Here is a 16,867-nt window from a genome sequence, read left to right as displayed (position 1 = left end):
CAGCCTCAGGCGACGTCCATTCCGGAACTCGGTTCGAGGTTCGGTCTCTGTGACTCACTCCACTATTGGGAACGTCGATCCTGCTCGAAATACTTACTGATCGTGAGGCCAAGTTCCCGGCCGACTTGCTCATAGTTGGGGACTGTGCTCTCAGGAGTGTTCCAGGCCGTCTCCAAAGTCACAGCGACAACATGATCTTGAGTGTGGGTCGCAACCCAGTTCTTGCTGATGTACATCCACGCGTTACGATCATATTTGGGGCCGGATTCAATCGCTCTTCCTTTGAATGAAAGCGGCCCTGTGATTTGTTCCTTTGATTTCTCAAGAAACGTTTTTAGGTTTCGCCGTCCGATCGGTGGAAATTGGTCTTTCGGTGGAATGAAATAGTACGGATGTTTGTCGCCCGCTGCCGGGTTATGCAGATCAACAAACAGATCGAAGTTGCCATTCTGATCCTGATCTCGAATCGCAACCTGAGCCGTTGCAACCGCTTTCCAGTGCGGTTCATCTGACCAGTCGCGATTATGGTCTTGTGGCTTTTGATTTTTCCCACCGGCACCGATCTGCACATTGTCGACGTCCATGATTGGAACCACCGTGATGAGTGCTTTCTTGCGAAGTTCTTGAGCTGCTGGGGCATCAGAAACGATCCACTTCACAAATCCATTGCAGACCCAACTGGAGCCGGACTCCCAGGCATGTTGTCTCGCCTGAATCCAGATTCCAATACGCTCCGGAGACTCTGGAGCTTCGGTAATCACCAACGCTGGGGTCGAATTTCCGCCACGTGTTTGGCAAAGTTCAATCGCTTCAACAAAGGAATGCTTCGCTGCAAGGTCGACAGTCCTCTGTGCATGTTCCAGGAGAAAAGGGGCCCCCCAGGCAACCCAGATTTCAGCAGCCGGGACTTTGATCTCATATCGAATTCTTTTTCCGGTACGGAGGCCCGGTTTCGTTTGCTGCCATGATTCATTGTTGTGGCTGAAGACTGCTTGGTCAGGCGTAGCCCAGGGTGCGTTGCCGACGTCGAGAGTCAGTGTCTCACCTGTTTGTAGCCCACTGATTCTGGCGTACCACCAGCAGACGAAACCTTTCCCCTGATGCGGTGTCGGAGAAAGTGTTACGACACGTTTTTCCTGATCAATTGACTCGACTTTCGCGGAGCCGCCAGGAAAATTGATATCGACCTGAATCTCTCCCGCATGTGTAAAGGTTGATCCGAAGGAGCAGCAAAGCAGGAGTGCGAAAATTTGAATTCGGGTCAAAAGTCACCTCTTTACACTTGTTGATGCTTCTTATGGAAATCGCGGGAGCAAAAATTTGTGAATGGCGTCAAAATCGCACAACAGAACCTTCCGCAAGAGCTTTTCATCGTAAAACTGAAATCAGTCTTGCGGAAGGTTTTTTTATAGTCGATGAGGAAATATGTACCAATTCCTGCTTTGGCGTGGTACAATTCATTCCCCCCGTTTAATAATTTTCCCACCTACACCACTGCCCTCCATGTTACGATCCACCGCATTCATGCTGGTTCTTTTGATTGGTCGTGCCACAGTTGCGGACCAGGCTCCAGCAGTCTCATTTGAAAAAGATATTCGTCCCATTCTCAAAGCAGCCTGCTTTCACTGTCATGGTGAAGAGGGTGTCAAAGAGGGGGGGCTCGATGTTCGGTTATCGCGATTCCTTTTGGAAGGCGGAGATTCCGGTCCCGCATTTGTGAAAGGAAAAGGAGAGGAAAGCTATCTCTATCAGCGCGTCCGTGATGGTGAGATGCCTCCGGAAGAATCGCATCAGTTGTCGTCGGAAGAAATTGAAACGATCCGCAAGTGGATCGACGCTGGCGCACCCACTCTACGAGAAGAACCAGAGACCCTTGAAGGGCCACTGATTACTCCCGAAGAACTCGCTCACTGGTCGTATCAACCGATTCAGACTCCAGAAATTCCAAAGGTGCAGGGAACGGAGCTAGTTACTAATCCCATCGACGCATTTATTCTGCAGCAACTCGAAGCAGAAGGATTTTCGTTCACAACACCTGCCGAGCGGAAAACTCTGATTCGAAGATTGAAGTTTAACTTGACAGGGTTGCCTCCCACTCCTGAGGAGATCGAAAAGTTCGTCAAGAATGACTCTCCCGATGCTTATTCGCAACTGGTTGATCAGTGGCTGGCGTCTCCGCACTATGGAGAACGTTGGGGACGACACTGGCTGGATGTTGCAGGGTATTCAGACTCAGAAGGTTACAATACTGCCGACAAGGTGCGGCCCGATGCGTGGCGGTATCGCGACTACGTCATACGGTCCTTCAACGAGGATAAACCGTTTGATCGCTTCATCCTCGAACAGCTTGCCGGCGATGAACTCATTAAGTCAAAAATCAATAACCTCACTCCTGAGGATGCTGAGTTATTAGCTGCTACAGGATTTTTGCGGATGGCTCCCGACGGAACTGGTGGAGCTGTGGACGATAAAAATCTCGCACGCAATGAGGTCATCGCCGAGACACTGAAAATTGTGACCTCTTCCTTAATGGGAATGACTGTCGGATGTGCCCAATGCCATGACCATCGTTACGATCCCATTCCGCAAGCCGATTACTATCAATTACGAGCGGTCTTTGATCCCGCACTCGATTGGAAGAAATGGCGTACACCCGCGCAGCGTCGTGTCTCTCTCTATACTGACGAAGATCGAAAACTTGCTGCAGAAATTGAAAAGGAAGCTAAAAAGATCCTGGCAGAACGAACCAAAAAACAGGACGAGTTCATCCAGGCGACTTTTGAGAAACAGTTAGCGAAGCTTCCTGAAGAGCTTCACGAGTTGGGACGTGCCGCACACGCGACCCCTGCGAAGAAACGCACACCTGAACAGAAAGATCTGATCAAAAAGCATCCCACGCTCAATGTGACTGCGGGGTCTCTCTACCTGTACGACAGGAAGGCTGCCGACGAATTAAAAGCTCTGGCAAACAAAGCGAACGAAATTCGCAAGAAGAAACCGAAGCAGAATTACGTCCGGGCAACGATGGAACTCAATGGCGTGGTTCCAGACAGCTACCTGTTCGCTAGAGGCGATCATGAACAGCCAAAACAGAAAGTGCTACCAAGTGGGCTGACAGTCGTTTCACTCACTTCAGACGTTCCTGAGATCCCGGAGAACGATCCAAAGTTCAGCACCACTGGTCGTCGAACTGCACTTGCGAAACGTTTGACGCATCCAAATCATCCTTTGACAGCCCGTGTAATTGTAAATCGAATCTGGATGCATCACTTTGGTCAGGGACTGGTTGCCACGCCGACCGATTTCGGCCAACTTGGATCGAAGCCAACGCATCCGGAATTGCTCGACTGGCTCGCCTTGGAATTCATCAATTCGGGGTGGAGTGTCAAACATCTTCACCGCTTGATTCTCAATTCGACAACCTGGCAGCAGGCTGCTCATCGCTCTCAAGAACTGGCAGCCTCCGACCCGGAAAATCTTCTGTACGGGGCCGCCAATCTACGTCGAATCGATGCCGAAACAGTCAGAGACTCGATTCTGTTTGTTGCTGGCGTCTTGAATGAAGATGTCTATGGCGAACCCGTTCCTGTGATGGCAGATAAGGTCGGTCGCTGGGTGTTGGGAATTGAAAACTTAAACGCCGGTCGACCTGGAAAAGTGATCCCTTTAAGGGGGAAAGAACACCGCCGTAGCGTTTATGTGCAATCACGTCGCAGCCGACCACTTTCAGTTATGGAAGCCTTTGATTTGCCTCAGATGTCACCCAACTGTGAAGTCCGTCGAGCTTCGACAGCGACTCCTCAGTCGCTAATGCTTCTGAACAGTGAATTTGCTTTGAAGTATTCCAAAGTGCTCGCGGAGCGGATTCAAAAGGAACACCCAGACAATCTGGAGTCGCAGATTCAGCAGGCTTGGAATCTTTCATACGGTCGGAATGCTGAAAGCTCAGAAGTCGTTGAGGCTCAAGCCTTCGTTGGAGAACAAGTCAAGTTGCTGGAAGGCCGCATCACTCTGAAAAAAGGAGATGTTGCGAAGGCCATTCAACAGGAAGCGTTGGCGAATTTGTGCCAAATGCTGTTTAGCTCCAACGAGTTCCTCTACATCAACTAAAACCAAGAGAAGTCAGAATGCAATTCGAGAACCATCAAACTCGACGTCATTTCCTCGCGCAAAGCTCGCTGAGCGTTAGCTCACTGGCGTTGGCTTGGCTCCTGGAAAAAGAAGCGCAAGCAGCTCCCAAGAAACCACCGTTCGTACAACCGGTCTACGATGCCAAGCCGAAGGAAACGGAGCATCCCGCTCAAGCCAAGGCGATGATTTCGCTATGGATGCAAGGTGGACCAAGTCATCATGACATGTTCGACCCTAAGCCGGAGATGGCAAAATATGATGGCAAAGCGTTCCCGGGGGAGATCAAATACGACAATGCCGCACAGGCGAGTTCGAAGGTGTTTCACAGCCCATGGAAATTCGCTCCGCGTGGCGAATGTGGGATGGAACTCTCTGAGTTAATTCCGTACACCAGTGCCATCGCCGACGATATTTGTCTTATCCGGTCGATGCGGACGTCTGTCAATAATCACGGTCAGTCGATCCGAGCTTTGCAGACTGGCCGGATTCTCGAAGGCCGCCCGACTCTAGGAAGTTGGCTGACTTACGGTCTTGGCTGTGAAGCTGATAACCTGCCCGCCTTTATGGCGCTCATCGATCCGGCACAACTCCCGGTTTTGGGGGTTGAGAACTGGCAGAATGGATTTCTCCCTTCGACTTTTCAGGGGACCGTTGTGCGACCTCAGGAACCGAGGATTCTCGATCTCGTTCCACCTCCACATCTCAAGGGAGCACCGCAACAAAACGCACTGAATTTCCTTGACAGCCTGAATCGCCGACATCAAGAGCGTTTCCCGGGACAGCACGATTTGGAAGCTCGAATCGCGACGTATGAACTGGCAGCCAAGATGCAAGTCGCGGCGACCGAAGCTCTCGATTTGACAAAGGAGACCAAGGCGACTCAAGAGATGTACGGGATTCACAGTGCAAATAAAACGACAAGTGAATACGGAACACGTTGCCTCATCGCTCGCCGACTGATTGAACGTGGAGTCCGCTTTGTTCAGGTTTATACACAAAATCAGCTCTGGGATAGCCACAACAGGATTATCAGTTCGCTTCCTAAAGCGTGTGAAAAAGTCGACCAGCCTTCCGCTGCGTTGGTCGCCGATTTGAAAGCTCGTGGCCTCCTCGATTCGACCGTCGTCCATTGGGGGGGAGAGATGGGACGTTTACCAGTGATTCAAAATGATGGTGGTCGAGATAAAATCGGTCGCGATCACAACACACATGGATTCAGCTCCTGGGTTGCCGGAGGTGGATTCAAGGCCGGTCACGTTCATGGAAAAACCGATGAGTGGGGACACAAGGCTGTCGAGGATGTCGTTAATCACTATGACTACCACGCCACCTTACTTCACTTGTTCGGACTCAAGCACGACGAACTGAAATACGAATACGCGAAGCGAGAGCAAACTCTCACGGATAATCAGCCAGCCAAAGTGATCGAAGGATTGCTGGCATAATCCGGGACGCCCGAAAAATCAATTAATTTCAACACATTTCATCTCAACCCATTTTATGGTGAATCACAACAATCTCAGTCACTTCCATTGACCCGAGAGTCGTTGTGGCTTTATCAATTACTCAAGGAATGGTCCAGAACCCTAATTTGGCCTCTCAAACAGTGAGAAACGTCTTCATTATCGAGGTGATCGGATAGGTCCTGACTTTACGTAGCACTTCAACTAATCGGAATCGAATATGACCAAACAATACCAAGCAAATCGACGTGATTTCCTGAAGACCACAACGATGGCCGGTGCGGGAGCCATTGCAGCAAGTGTCTGGACTGGAGCACAAGCACAGGATTCGAAGTCGCCAAATGAGAAGCTGAACATCGCCTGCATCGGAACTGCAAACCGCGCAGCTGCTGATATCCAGGGGGTCTTAGGGGAAAACATTGTCGCTCTTGTTGATGTCGACAAAAATTATCTCGATCGGAAGTTGAAGGAAATTCCCGACGCACGTCCTTATGCTGATTATCGAGAAATGCTCGATGCCGAAAAAGGCAAAATTGACGCAGTCGTGATTGGAACGACCGACCATCATCACGCACCGGCGACGATTCGTGCGATTCGTGCAGGTTTGCATGTCTACTGTGAAAAGCCGCTGACACACACCGTTCAGGAAGCTCGCATCATCGCTGAAGCTGCCAAAGAAGCGGGTGTCGCCACTCAGCTGGGGACGCAAATTCATGCTGGAAACAACTATCGTCGAGTTGTCGAAATCATCCAATCGGGAGCGATCGGCGATGTGACCGAGGCTCATGTTTGGGTTGGAAAAGGTTGGGGCGGCGGAGAGCGTCCGGAAAAAGCTGAACAGCCGCCTGCTCACTTGAACTGGGACCTGTGGTTGGGGCCGGCTCCTGAACGTCCCTACGCAGCTGGACGTTACCACCCAGCTCAATGGCGTCGCTGGTGGGATTTCGGTCAAGGAACTTTGGGCGACATGGGTTGCCATTACATGGACCTTCCATTCTGGGCGCTCAAGCTGCGTCATCCGACCAGTTGTGTCGCCACCGGTCCAGAAGTTCATCCGGAAACTTGCCCACTCGGTTTAACTGTCGAGTATCAGTTCCCGAAACGTGGGGATCTTGCTCCTTGTAAGTTGACCTGGTACGACGGCAACATGACTCCGAAGAAAGTTGCTGGCGAACGCGTCCCCGGAAGCGGTGTGATGTTCGTTGGAACTGAAGGTCACATGTTTGCTGACTACGGCAACTACCGTCTGTTCCCTCGTGAAAAATTCGCTGATTTCACTGCTCCTGCAGAATCGATTCCGAACTCCATCGGCCACCACGCTGAGTGGATCAAAGCTTGCAAAGATGGGTCACCGACCACTTGCAACTTCGATTATTCCGGCGCACTGTCCGAAACTGTTCTACTCGGAAACGTTGCTTACCGAACTGGTGAAAAACTGGAATGGGACGCTGCAAATCTGAAAGCGACAAACACCTCAGCTGCCGACAAGTACATCAGCAAGTCGTACCGCACCGGCTGGGAAGTATCGTAACACGACCTATAATGCATTCTTTGAATGCAGTTGGACTCGAAAGTCAAACACCCTCGGCACAATAGCATGTGTCGAGGGTGTTTTTTTGTTCACATCGTCATGAGGGCATTTCGCTCTACCGTTTACCCGTGAAGGGCGCGATTCAATAGTGAAATCGCTGTCCACCTTGAGGCAGAATGCGAATTGGAGAAATTCTTTACGCTGCAGTGGATTCGTCCAGTTCGAGCGCGGGCAGGCGGGTGGTCAGTTTGACCTTGAGGTTACGTTCACCACGGGCGTCGTAGAAGTAAATAACATTGGTGTCGGCAGCCCAGATAGCGGCGAGCTTCAAACTGCGGGGGCCGCGCAGTCGGTATTCGATTGCGCAGACGCGGTCTTTGATGACCAGCGGGGACTTTCTGGTTTCAAATTGATCAGAAAGTAGATTCTCAGACTCACAGAGGGTCTGATGAACAAAAGAGTGAAGTTCATCGAAAGATTCCAGAGCTCGATCGATTTCTTGCATGTCCCTCGCCTGTTTCTGTTGAGTGTTTAGAGCATCTTTCGGATTGGTTTGCAGGATCTGCCTCGTGGCGAATCGCATTTTTCTAGAGAAATGCGTTCTTCACGGGCACACGGTAGAGCAAACTGCTCTAGACATCCTTGTCCGGGGTAAGTCATCGGCAGGCGGGGAGGGCTCACTTGGAAAACGCTTTGCCTGCTGCTGCATCTGGCGTGGAAGGTATGATTGGTCAAATCGTTACGATCCGCATTATCGCTGAGGGAGACTCGCGATGTCTTGGTGAGAATTTTTGAATCGGCTGTTGAGGTTCAATTTGTAGCGAATGTGCAGGTTTGTGTGTCGTTTTCACTTGCTCTTGGGATCAGTTCGGTAGGAATGCCTCACCTGAGATACCGTTACAGTTAATAATTGAGCAAGTGAAAATGTGAGTTTCAGGCAACATAGGCGACCTTTTCCGGGAACATGTCGTAGTGTTGCAACATTATTGGGATGCCCGTGAGTTTTCCCGATTCGATTTGACCACCGTGGAAGAGAGACATGTCTCCAAGTGCCATTATTGTTGTTGTTGCAGTCAGCCTGTTCACCGTGGCTGCCATGGTTTGGGATGTTCGATTCAAAAAGATCCCAAACAAGCTGACGATTCCGATGTTTTTCGCTGGCTGGGTTTTTCAGATTGGAATGTCACTCATGTATGGCTGGCATCATCTTGGCTCAGCTGTGTTGGGATTCATGGTCGGATTTGGAATCCTGTTCGTGCTGTGGTTCATCGGTGGTGGTGGTGGTGGAGACGTCAAGTTGATGGGAGCACTGAGTGTTTGGCTCGGTTTTAAGCTGACCTTATGGGTGATGCTCACGAGTACGGTCATCGTACTCTTGCTGACCATTGGGGTCATCGTGTGGAGTCTGACCTCTCGGGGATTGAAAAGTACGAAGAAACAATACCTCGGAACAGGAAAAACACCTGCCGGGAAAAAGCCAGTCAAAGAGACAGCGGATGATAAATTGAAACGACGTGTAATGACTTACGCCGGTCCAGTCGGGTTGGCAACGTGGTTGGTGTTGGCCTGGAACTATCCACAACTCAACCCGGAAGTCGGAGCAGATGAAAAGGCTCCTCAGGATGTCATCTCTCAACCAGTGGAAACGGTGGAATGAGACGGAACCTAAACAATCAAAATCGTTCGCGTCGTGGGTTCGTGAGCCTGGAAGTGGTTCTCGTGCTGCCGATGTTCATGGTTCTGCTTCTGGGACTCTGTGAGTTCTCCCTGCTGTTCACAGCTCAGGGGCAGGTCGTTGAATCAGCCCGCGCCGGAGCAAGAATAGCCACGCTTCATGGTGTGGATGATGTGATCGTGGAAGAAGAAGTCCGGAAGACCTTGAGCCGGAGTCTGGGAACGTACGCGAGAGTCGAATCACAATTAGGAAAGTATTCCGGGGACGAAGTGATTGTCCAGGTTCGCGTACCGATGGCCTCAGTGACACCAGATTTGCTTTGGCCTATTGGCTATAGCGTGAGAGGTCGTGAAGTGATTGCGGTCGCTCGGATGCGAAAAGAATAACGAAACAAATTCAATCTATTTTGATAGCGGAGAGAGTACCGTGCGACGATTGTCACCTGCTTTACTGACGATGGTTATGCTGGGAGTCGTTGGACTTCTGGTCGCCATGTATTTTGCTAAAAATATGTTCGCGACTGAGGAACCTGTCGATCCGGATCCGATCCGGAACATCCCGATGGCGCTCACCGACTTGCCTCCCGGGACGAAGATTACTTCTGAACATATCGGAACAGGTCGTGCACGGACCTCAAATGTGACTCCTGAAACAGTGATTTCAGATCGGATCCTGCTTGGGCGAATTGTGAAAGAGACGATTCATGCTGCCAAGCCGATTGCCTCCTCATCGCTGTACCCACCAAACGAAGGTCCGCCACTCGAATTGGCTGCCGGGACACGCGCTGTGACCGTCAACTTTGATGGCTCGTCATCAGGCACGATTAATTTACTCAAAGCAGGTCAATACGTCGACGTTCTCTTCTCGCCTTCCGATTTGCCGAACTTTGATCAATCTGGTGGGTTGATCATGACGTTGTTCAAGGGTGTTAAAATCATTGCCATTAACGGGGTGACCATTGGCTCCTCTCGCGGTGGACGTGGTGGCGAGAAAGTGACGCTCGAATTGACACCGGAGCAGGCCAATATTCTGTTGCTGACAGAAGAAAAAGGAAAACTTGACCTCACCTATACCGGTGAAGGAAAAGGGACCGGCGTTGTCGGTGTTGACGATGAAAACCGTGCGACTCTCAATCAAATCCTGGGACTGACCCCTCCTGAAGACCCCGAAAAACAGACAGCCTTCACTACTGAAGTCTTCAACGGAACCGGTCGCCAGTTACGTTCGTTTGTTGATGGGAAATTGACCGATCGATATCTGATCGAGCAACGTGACTTCAACTCAGATGACGTTAGAAACAATCGACAAGACCAGTGGTCACGGGGCAGACCGACAGCGGACGCCTCAAGCGTGAATGACGCTGATAATCCGCAAGACAACAACGATCTTTCTCAAAGATCAAACGGAGATTCAGTTGACTCCGCGAATCGCGGGCAAGATGTCAGTGGACGCTCGTTCTAATTTTGGGAGTCTTCTTGCGATCGGATCTGGCTTCGATCGCAACCATTTTGAAAAGTCTGAAGTGCAGACCAAGGCAAACACAAGACAAGCAAGTTCAGTTCACAGCGAACCCTAATTTCGACGACAATGCAAATCAGAATCGCACAACCTGAGACTCTCAATCGACGCGGCACGTTAATGCCGGCGTTAGCGATTGCGATTCTGGTTGCTGGTGGAGCGGTTGCTTTTGTTTTGGATGCTCTTTGGTTATCGACTGCTCAGCGCGAGTTAAAGACAGCTGCGGATGCCGCTGCCCTGGCAGCTGGTCAACGAATGGCCAGCGACGATCTTCTTCGAATCGATCTTGATAGTCCGCAGAAAGCAGGCTTCGTCCGTGAAGTTGCTCGCAAAGCAGCATTGTTGAATCGTGCCGTCGGTCGTGAAGTTGCTGTCAGTATTGATCCTCATGTCGACATTCGTTTCGGTCGGCCGATCGTCAACTTGAATACCGGTTCGACAACATTCATCGAGACTGATTACTTCCCGACAACGGTGGTTGTCGCAACACATTGCAATCGAAAGAATGGAAACCCGGTCTCGCTGTTCATGCCGTATCTCACGGGAATGGCGACCGCCGACGTCACCGCGATTTCAGAAGCGTCGATCAGCAATCAGGTTTCTGCTGTTCGTCCCATGGAGAATGCGAACGTTCCTGCCTGGCCGCTGGCGATTTTAGAACTTGATGGGGGAGAGCAGGACGACTGGTCAAGTGCCATTGAAGGCCGCTCTGGACAAGACCTGTTCGGTTGGGATCACGAGAATAAACGAGTGATCAATTCTCCAGATGGTATTCCTGAAATAGTCTTGCGAAGCGGCAACAGTCAACGACTCGGAAACATTCGCATTGTTGATATCAACACCTCTTTACGAGACGACGCTCTTGAAAATCAGTTCTTAAACGGGTGGTCGGAAGACGATCTCGAAGAATTTGGAAGTGAGCTTGGTTTCGAAAACGGTCCTCTGACGCTCAATGCGACGGATGACTTCTTAGGAATGCCCTACACAGAATTGAGGAAGCAAATCGGTCAAGAGCGTGTCGTGCTTTTGTATCGGGAGTCTCCTCCTGCGGAATACACCTCAACTCCTTCGGTCTTAACGACTCGACTTGTTTCGATTCGTCTCTTAGAGATCACGGAGCTTGGTGATGAAATTGAATTGATCGTTCAGCCGACTGTCATTGCAACACGGACAGCAGTCTTGAGCGAACAACGACCGGACGCACCAAAGAATCCATACATTTATCGCCTTGCGATTACACAGTAGCCAAATCCCGTACAGGGAAGCAGAAGGACAAACTTATGGTTGCCGTTGCAGAAAATACAGCTGAGGAAACATCTGAGACAGCTTTGAGTTTTCAGGAAATGAAAACTCGGTTGCATCGACAAGTTGTTGATTCAATCGACATGTCCAAAGCTGGGGAATTGGGTGAAACAGAGTTTCGCTCGCAACTTACCGCTTTGGCCAACCATTTGTGCGGACGTCCCGACTTGTCGCTGACAGAACAGCAGCAACAGCAGATGGTCCGTGAATTGATGGACGAGATCTACGGATTTGGCCCATTGCAAACATTAATGGATGATCCAGAAGTGAGTGATGTTCTGGTCAACGGTGCCAACTCTGTCTTTATCGAACGAAACGGACTTCTGGAGCGGACTGATGTGCGTTTCGCCAATGACGATCATCTGCTTCATTTCATTCAGCGACTGGTCGGACAAGCTGGTCGTCGTATCGATGAAGTCTCGCCGATGGTCGATGCCAAGCTTGCGGACGGTTCACGTTTGCATGCTGTGATCCCTCCGTTGGCGTTACGTGGGCCAACGCTTTCCATTCGTCGATTCAAAACACAAATTGTGCGAATCGAAGACATGATCAAAATGGATACACTCGCTCCGGAAATGGCAGAGTTTCTCATTACCGCAGTCAAAGCACGAGCAAACATTCTCTTCTCTGGAGGAACAGGTGCCGGGAAAACGACCATGCTCAACAATATGAGTCGTTTCATTCCTTCGTCACAACGCGTGATTACGATTGAAGAAACCGCCGAGCTGCAATTGCAGCAAAGCGATGTGGTCGGCCTGGAAACTCGGCTGCCAAACATCGAAGGAAAAGGGACCGTTTCACCGCGTGACCTGCTGAGGAACTCGCTGCGAATGCGGCCTGACCGAATTATCGTCGGGGAAGCACGTGGAGGAGAAGTTCTCGATATGCTGCAGGCGATGAACACTGGTCACGATGGATCGATGAGTACCGTTCACGCCAACGATACCCGCGATGCTCTGTCTCGGCTGGAACTGATGATCGCTCTTTCCGGAGCGGAGCTTCCGACGAAGGTCACACGTCAATACATCGCATCAGCAATCCAGTTGTTCGTTCACATCGCTCGTCTGAGTAGTGGAGAACGAAAGGTACTGCGAATCTCGGAACTCTCGGGAGTCAAAGACGGAGAGTTTGTGATCAACGACATTTTTGTCTATCGCATGGCTGGCAAAAATCCAGCTGGGCAAGTTGTTGGATCGTTTTATGCAACCGGATATGAGCCACAAGTTGTTCGAAAAATGGCAGCTGCAGGACATGATATTAAAACGTCGCTCTTCGCTCCTCGCGAATTGACTTCAGGAAAATAACAACGCAACTACTTACGAACAACGATTCCTACTCGCCCTTTCGGGGCAGCGGCAGAGACCAATCCCATGGCAACCACAACAGTTCTTCGACAACCAGAATTCGCGGGAATCCTTCGCGATGAAGAAGTCTTCGCGATCGAGAACGACAATTCGCTCGGGAACCGCATTAACGGTTGGTTCGACAATCTGATGCTGCAATCAGGACTCGGAATCACCCCAGGAATGATTCTGGCACTTTCGTTGTGTTCAGCATTCACGGTCGGCGGATTCATTTTCGTCTTACAGGAAAACTTGCTGACAACTGCCTTCGGAGCAGCCTTCGGATCGCTGTTGCCCATCTTGATTACGATCATCACCCGATCACGACGACAATCAAAAATCACAAGTCAACTTCCACCGATGATTGATGAACTCGCCCGAGCTGCAAAGACGGGGCGGTCACTTGAGAAATCACTCGCGTTGGTTGCACACGATACCCCTTCTCCTTTGGGGGACGAACTTTTGTATTGCACTCGCAAACTGGAAATGGGGTTGAGCGTTGAAAATTCGTTGAAAGAACTTCCCCAGCGAACTGGTGTTGTTGCGACCAGCGTCCTCGTGACAGCTCTGTCAGTGCACATGCAGACCGGTGGTGATCTCGTCAAAGTTCTCGAACGATTGTCACAAACGTTGCGAGACCGAATTCAATTTCTCGGACGCCTCAAAGCTGCGACTGCGGCCAGTCGAGCGACTGCCGTGTTGATGATTGTGCTTCCGCCAGCCATTGTCGGATTCTTTGTTCTGCGAGACGGTGAATATCTGACGACGTTACTGGAATCGACTTGGGGCATGCGAATCACAGTGACTGCCGTCGTCTTGGAACTCATCGGAGCGATGTGGGTTCTGAGGATATTGAAAACAAGCGAAAAGGTTTAGCTCCGATTCATTGGCGACATGAAATGCGTTGGCTCCCATCCGGTTCAGTCACACAGACTCAAGTCAAACAGATTCAAGTCAAACAGAGATCCAACTGACGATCCAGCACCCATTTCACATGGGGGTTGAAAAAGAGAGTTGACTGCCGCGAAGATCGCGACAGGATTCACGAAGGAATCAATCCATGAATTCATCTGAAATGACATTCTTTGCAATCGCCGTCGGGGTAACGGTGGCGATCTATGCAATCTACAAGTTATGGAAGCGTGGCAAAAAGTCAGTGGATGCCAATCGCTCTGAGCCGAAGATGCGGCCCAAGGGGACTTCCAAGCTGCGGGAGGATTCGCACGAACCCGTAGCGAAGCAAGAGCCTTCATCCCCGGCGGTTCCGACCATTCAAAATGAGCTTCAGCCTTCCGAGGAAGTTGAGCAAGCTGTCATTGCTCAAAGCGAGGATTCATCACCACAGCGAAGCAACGTCCCAGCTGCGACTCTTTTTTCGACTGAAGGAGCAAAAGTAAAACCGGGCAGGTTTAAAGAATTCAAAGTTGAAGAAGTCGAAGAGGAGTATCCCTATTTTGATCAAAGCGACTACAAATTTGGAAAGCTGACTCCCCTGTTGGCAGCCATGATGCCAACTTCAAAAGAGGGACGCGAGACCATCACGCGCGCCCTGCGGAATGCGGGTTACTATTCACCGCATGCCTGGCATAATCTGACAGCCGTTCGCTACCTCTGCATGGTTGCTCCGATTCTCTTTTTTGGATTCTTGCTCGTTATTGTTCCAACGCAATTGGAAACGCCTGTCATCATCGCCCTGCTTGTTTGCACTGGGTTTGGGTGGGCGTTGCCGAGTTTGTATGTCCGCGCAAAAGCGAAGGACCGTCTGCGAGAAATTGGAAACGGAATGCCGGACATGCTCGATTTACTGAACATGTGCGTATCGCAGGGGATGACTGTCATCAGTGCTCTGGGACGTGTGGGGCGAGACATCGCTCCGGTTTATCCTGCACTCTCCAAAGAACTCAAAATCGTCACTGACCAGGCCCATGTCGGAACGCTTTCTCAATCGTTATCCAACCTGAGTAAACGGGTCGATCTTCCGGAAGTTCATTCGTTTTCATCGCTGCTTGTTCAGACAGACCAAATGGGAACAAGCGTTTCCGAAGCGTTGTCCGAGTATTCCGACAACATGCGTGAGAGCATGAAACAACGTGCAGATGAAAAAGCAAACTCTGCCACTTTCAAGCTTCTTTTCCCGACTGTCCTCTGCCTCATGCCTGCAGTTTATCTGTTCCTCCTCGGTCCCGCTGTCGTGGAACTCAACCGGTTCTACGAAGATGGCGGCTCCGAAGCACTCAGTACAGAAATCCCAGAGCAATTTACTGGTGGATAAACGTAGAACCAGTCCGGAAACCTCTGGGATAGCCGCTTTTCTCAACGTTTGAGAGAGCAATTTCAAGTTTCAGGATCAGTTCTAGATAGTATCAACGCTCAAGTTGATCCCTCCTTGAATAGAGGGGGGGGAATTGTCGTTGGTTCTGGCTTACGATTCTTCTTGAAACCATCTCTCCACACTCAGGTTCAGTGGGAGTGGAGTTTGGTGAAGCAACTGGTTGGTTAGCATTTGAGCCAGTCGCGGAGCCATGAGTGCCCCTTTCGAACCGAGGCCGTTGAAAATTCTAACGTTGTTCAACTTCGGGTGGGCTCCCAGGACAGGATGGAAATCTTTCATTGTTGGACGAATGGCTGCCTGGTGTTGAACAATTTCGTACTCACTGGGTAGCAGCTTGTTGAGTCGGCATGTCAGCCAGTGGCGCCCATTTTCGGTGACGTTCGTTGAGAGGTCACTCCAGTCGTAGGTTGCTCCGATTCGAAGCTGTTTTCCTCTGGGAGACATCCAGATTCCTCGATGGACAACACGGTCGATGTTGGAATTGCGAGTCTTGATATCAAGGATCTCCCCTTTAGCTGGGTTGAATTTGACCGAGTCGAAATAAGGAAGCATCGTCGATTGAAATCCCTGACAGGAGACAAACTGTTTTCCCGTTAAATTGAGTTTTGGGATGACGATCTTGTTCGGTTGGATTTCTATTTCTGCTTGGACATCGATGGAACACTCGATGTACGAGTCCATAGATTGGAACATCTTCCGTGAAGCTTTCAGATATTCTTCAACGTGTAATCTTCCCCCAATCATTTCAAAACCACCCTCAGCAGCTGCATGTTGGAACGTCTTGAAATCAGGGTGGGTTGAAGAGACGAGGCCTGTGAGCCTGCTCAGCTTCCCTTCAAATGTCTGACGTTCTTCAGCGGTTTGGAACAACCGCAGCATCGAGAGTTCGTCGAAGAAATGCGTCCCGGTTTTTGACTCGACTTCGCGATAAAATTGAGAGGCCTCGGAGTAAAAATCTTCCCAGTCCCAGGAGATTGCAAAGCGTTTGCCGGTGATTGGAGTCATGAGCCCGGCTGCAATTTTGGAGGCTGTCATTCGATCTCCACGGTCGAGCACCATGACTGAGCAGCCCGCCGAGAGGAGCCTCCAGGCCAGGGTTGTGCCTGCGATTCCTTGACCAAGGATTATCACATCGACAGGGTTGCGCATCATCCCAATTCACTCAATCAGGCGAGACCATGGGGTTCGCAAACAAAGAAAAATTTTGATTCGAACTTAAAAAATCAGCTCGAAGGTATGCCTGTGCTGAATACGTTTTACCAGTAAACTTGCAGTTCTTTATGAGGCAAAACGTGAACAGGAATTCGAACAATGCTGGAGTGCCCCAAAATCCAGAATTTGAGGCTGAGAACAGGAGTTGTGGCGTCATTTTCAGATCAATGGCAGTTTCTAACACCAAATTCCTCAATCCTTGATGAATTCCGAAAACATGCCTTCGCCGTTCGCGCATGTTGTTCAGTCAGTCTCTAATATAATTCTCAGTATACACAATTTCGATCTCGAGCGTTTGCCGTGTTCGGTAATCTCGGGTATGTTCGAGATCAGAAAAAGTTTCCGATCGCTCCCTTCACA

At 50.4% G+C, this 16,867-nt stretch carries 13 protein-coding genes; 10 read left to right on the top strand and 3 right to left on the bottom strand.

All coding sequences use genetic code 11. The annotated features are described in order from the left end of the window. Positions 1 to 62 precede the first annotated feature (62 nt). Positions 63 to 1,265 carry a M14-type cytosolic carboxypeptidase gene (locus Mal48_RS18930; RefSeq protein WP_145203296.1) on the bottom strand — a complete coding sequence of 401 codons (1,203 nt, stop codon included), beginning with the start codon at positions 1,263 to 1,265 and terminating at the stop codon, positions 63 to 65. A 238-nt stretch (positions 1,266 to 1,503) separates the two neighbouring features. Here Mal48_RS18930 and Mal48_RS18925 point away from each other — a divergent pair, with 238 nt between their 5' ends. The 3 genes from Mal48_RS18925 to Mal48_RS18915 all read left to right on the top strand — a co-directional run bounded on the left by Mal48_RS18925 (position 1,504) and on the right by Mal48_RS18915 (position 7,125). Then, complete coding sequence (locus Mal48_RS18925) at positions 1,504 to 4,110, top strand: PSD1 and planctomycete cytochrome C domain-containing protein (RefSeq protein WP_197441828.1); 2,607 nt, start codon at positions 1,504 to 1,506, stop codon at positions 4,108 to 4,110. A gap of 17 nt (positions 4,111 to 4,127) precedes the next feature. Beyond that, positions 4,128 to 5,576 carry a DUF1501 domain-containing protein gene (locus Mal48_RS18920; RefSeq protein WP_145203293.1) on the top strand — a complete coding sequence of 483 codons (1,449 nt, stop codon included), beginning with the start codon at positions 4,128 to 4,130 and terminating at the stop codon, positions 5,574 to 5,576. A gap of 238 nt (positions 5,577 to 5,814) precedes the next feature. Then, the gene (locus tag Mal48_RS18915) at positions 5,815 to 7,125 is read left to right on the top strand and encodes a Gfo/Idh/MocA family protein (protein WP_145203290.1); all 1,311 of its coding nucleotides are present in this window, start codon (positions 5,815 to 5,817) and stop codon (positions 7,123 to 7,125) included. 196 nt (positions 7,126 to 7,321) lie between these two features. On the opposite strand, the gene Mal48_RS18910 is transcribed toward Mal48_RS18915, so the two are convergent. Then, a complete protein-coding gene (locus Mal48_RS18910) occupies positions 7,322 to 7,630 on the bottom strand; it encodes a hypothetical protein (protein ID WP_145203287.1) in 309 nt (102 codons plus the stop codon). Between the two features lie 534 nt (positions 7,631 to 8,164). On the opposite strand from Mal48_RS18910, the gene Mal48_RS18905 reads away from it, so the two are divergent. The 7 genes from Mal48_RS18905 (at position 8,165) to Mal48_RS18875 (ending at position 15,235) form a co-directional block, all read left to right on the top strand. Then, positions 8,165 to 8,782 carry an A24 family peptidase gene (locus Mal48_RS18905; RefSeq protein ID WP_145203284.1) on the top strand — a complete coding sequence of 206 codons (618 nt, stop codon included), beginning with the start codon at positions 8,165 to 8,167 and terminating at the stop codon, positions 8,780 to 8,782. Beyond that, positions 8,779 to 9,186: a TadE/TadG family type IV pilus assembly protein gene (locus Mal48_RS18900; protein WP_145203281.1), complete on the top strand. Its 408-nt coding sequence runs from the start codon at positions 8,779 to 8,781 to the stop codon at positions 9,184 to 9,186. The genes Mal48_RS18905 and Mal48_RS18900 overlap by 4 nt, the downstream gene beginning before the upstream one ends. A 40-nt stretch (positions 9,187 to 9,226) precedes the next feature. Then, on the top strand, positions 9,227 to 10,261 hold the full coding sequence (cpaB, locus tag Mal48_RS18895; protein WP_145203277.1) for a Flp pilus assembly protein CpaB: 1,035 nt from the start codon (positions 9,227 to 9,229) through the stop codon (positions 10,259 to 10,261). Positions 10,262 to 10,387: 126 nt separating this feature from the next. Continuing rightward, complete coding sequence (locus Mal48_RS18890; RefSeq protein ID WP_145203274.1) at positions 10,388 to 11,563, top strand: pilus assembly protein TadG-related protein; 1,176 nt, start codon at positions 10,388 to 10,390, stop codon at positions 11,561 to 11,563. 35 nt (positions 11,564 to 11,598) lie between these two features. Then, positions 11,599 to 12,924: a CpaF family protein gene (locus Mal48_RS18885; protein WP_145203271.1), complete on the top strand. Its 1,326-nt coding sequence runs from the start codon at positions 11,599 to 11,601 to the stop codon at positions 12,922 to 12,924. Positions 12,925 to 12,990: 66 nt separating this feature from the next. After that, positions 12,991 to 13,839 (top strand): type II secretion system F family protein, encoded by an 849-nt coding sequence (locus tag Mal48_RS18880; protein WP_145203268.1) that lies wholly within the window; start codon positions 12,991 to 12,993, stop codon positions 13,837 to 13,839. A 184-nt stretch (positions 13,840 to 14,023) separates the two neighbouring features. Then, on the top strand, positions 14,024 to 15,235 hold the full coding sequence (locus tag Mal48_RS18875; RefSeq protein ID WP_145203265.1) for a type II secretion system F family protein: 1,212 nt from the start codon (positions 14,024 to 14,026) through the stop codon (positions 15,233 to 15,235). A 150-nt stretch (positions 15,236 to 15,385) separates the two neighbouring features. On the opposite strand, the gene Mal48_RS18870 is transcribed toward Mal48_RS18875, so the two are convergent. Then, positions 15,386 to 16,447: an NAD(P)/FAD-dependent oxidoreductase gene (locus tag Mal48_RS18870; RefSeq protein ID WP_145203256.1), complete on the bottom strand. Its 1,062-nt coding sequence runs from the start codon at positions 16,445 to 16,447 to the stop codon at positions 15,386 to 15,388. Between the last annotated feature and the right edge of the window lie 420 nt (positions 16,448 to 16,867).

This window comes from Thalassoglobus polymorphus, assembly GCF_007744255.1.
Classification (GTDB): domain Bacteria; phylum Planctomycetota; class Planctomycetia; order Planctomycetales; family Planctomycetaceae; genus Thalassoglobus; species Thalassoglobus polymorphus.
This window is presented reverse-complemented; position numbering and strand designations above follow the sequence as displayed.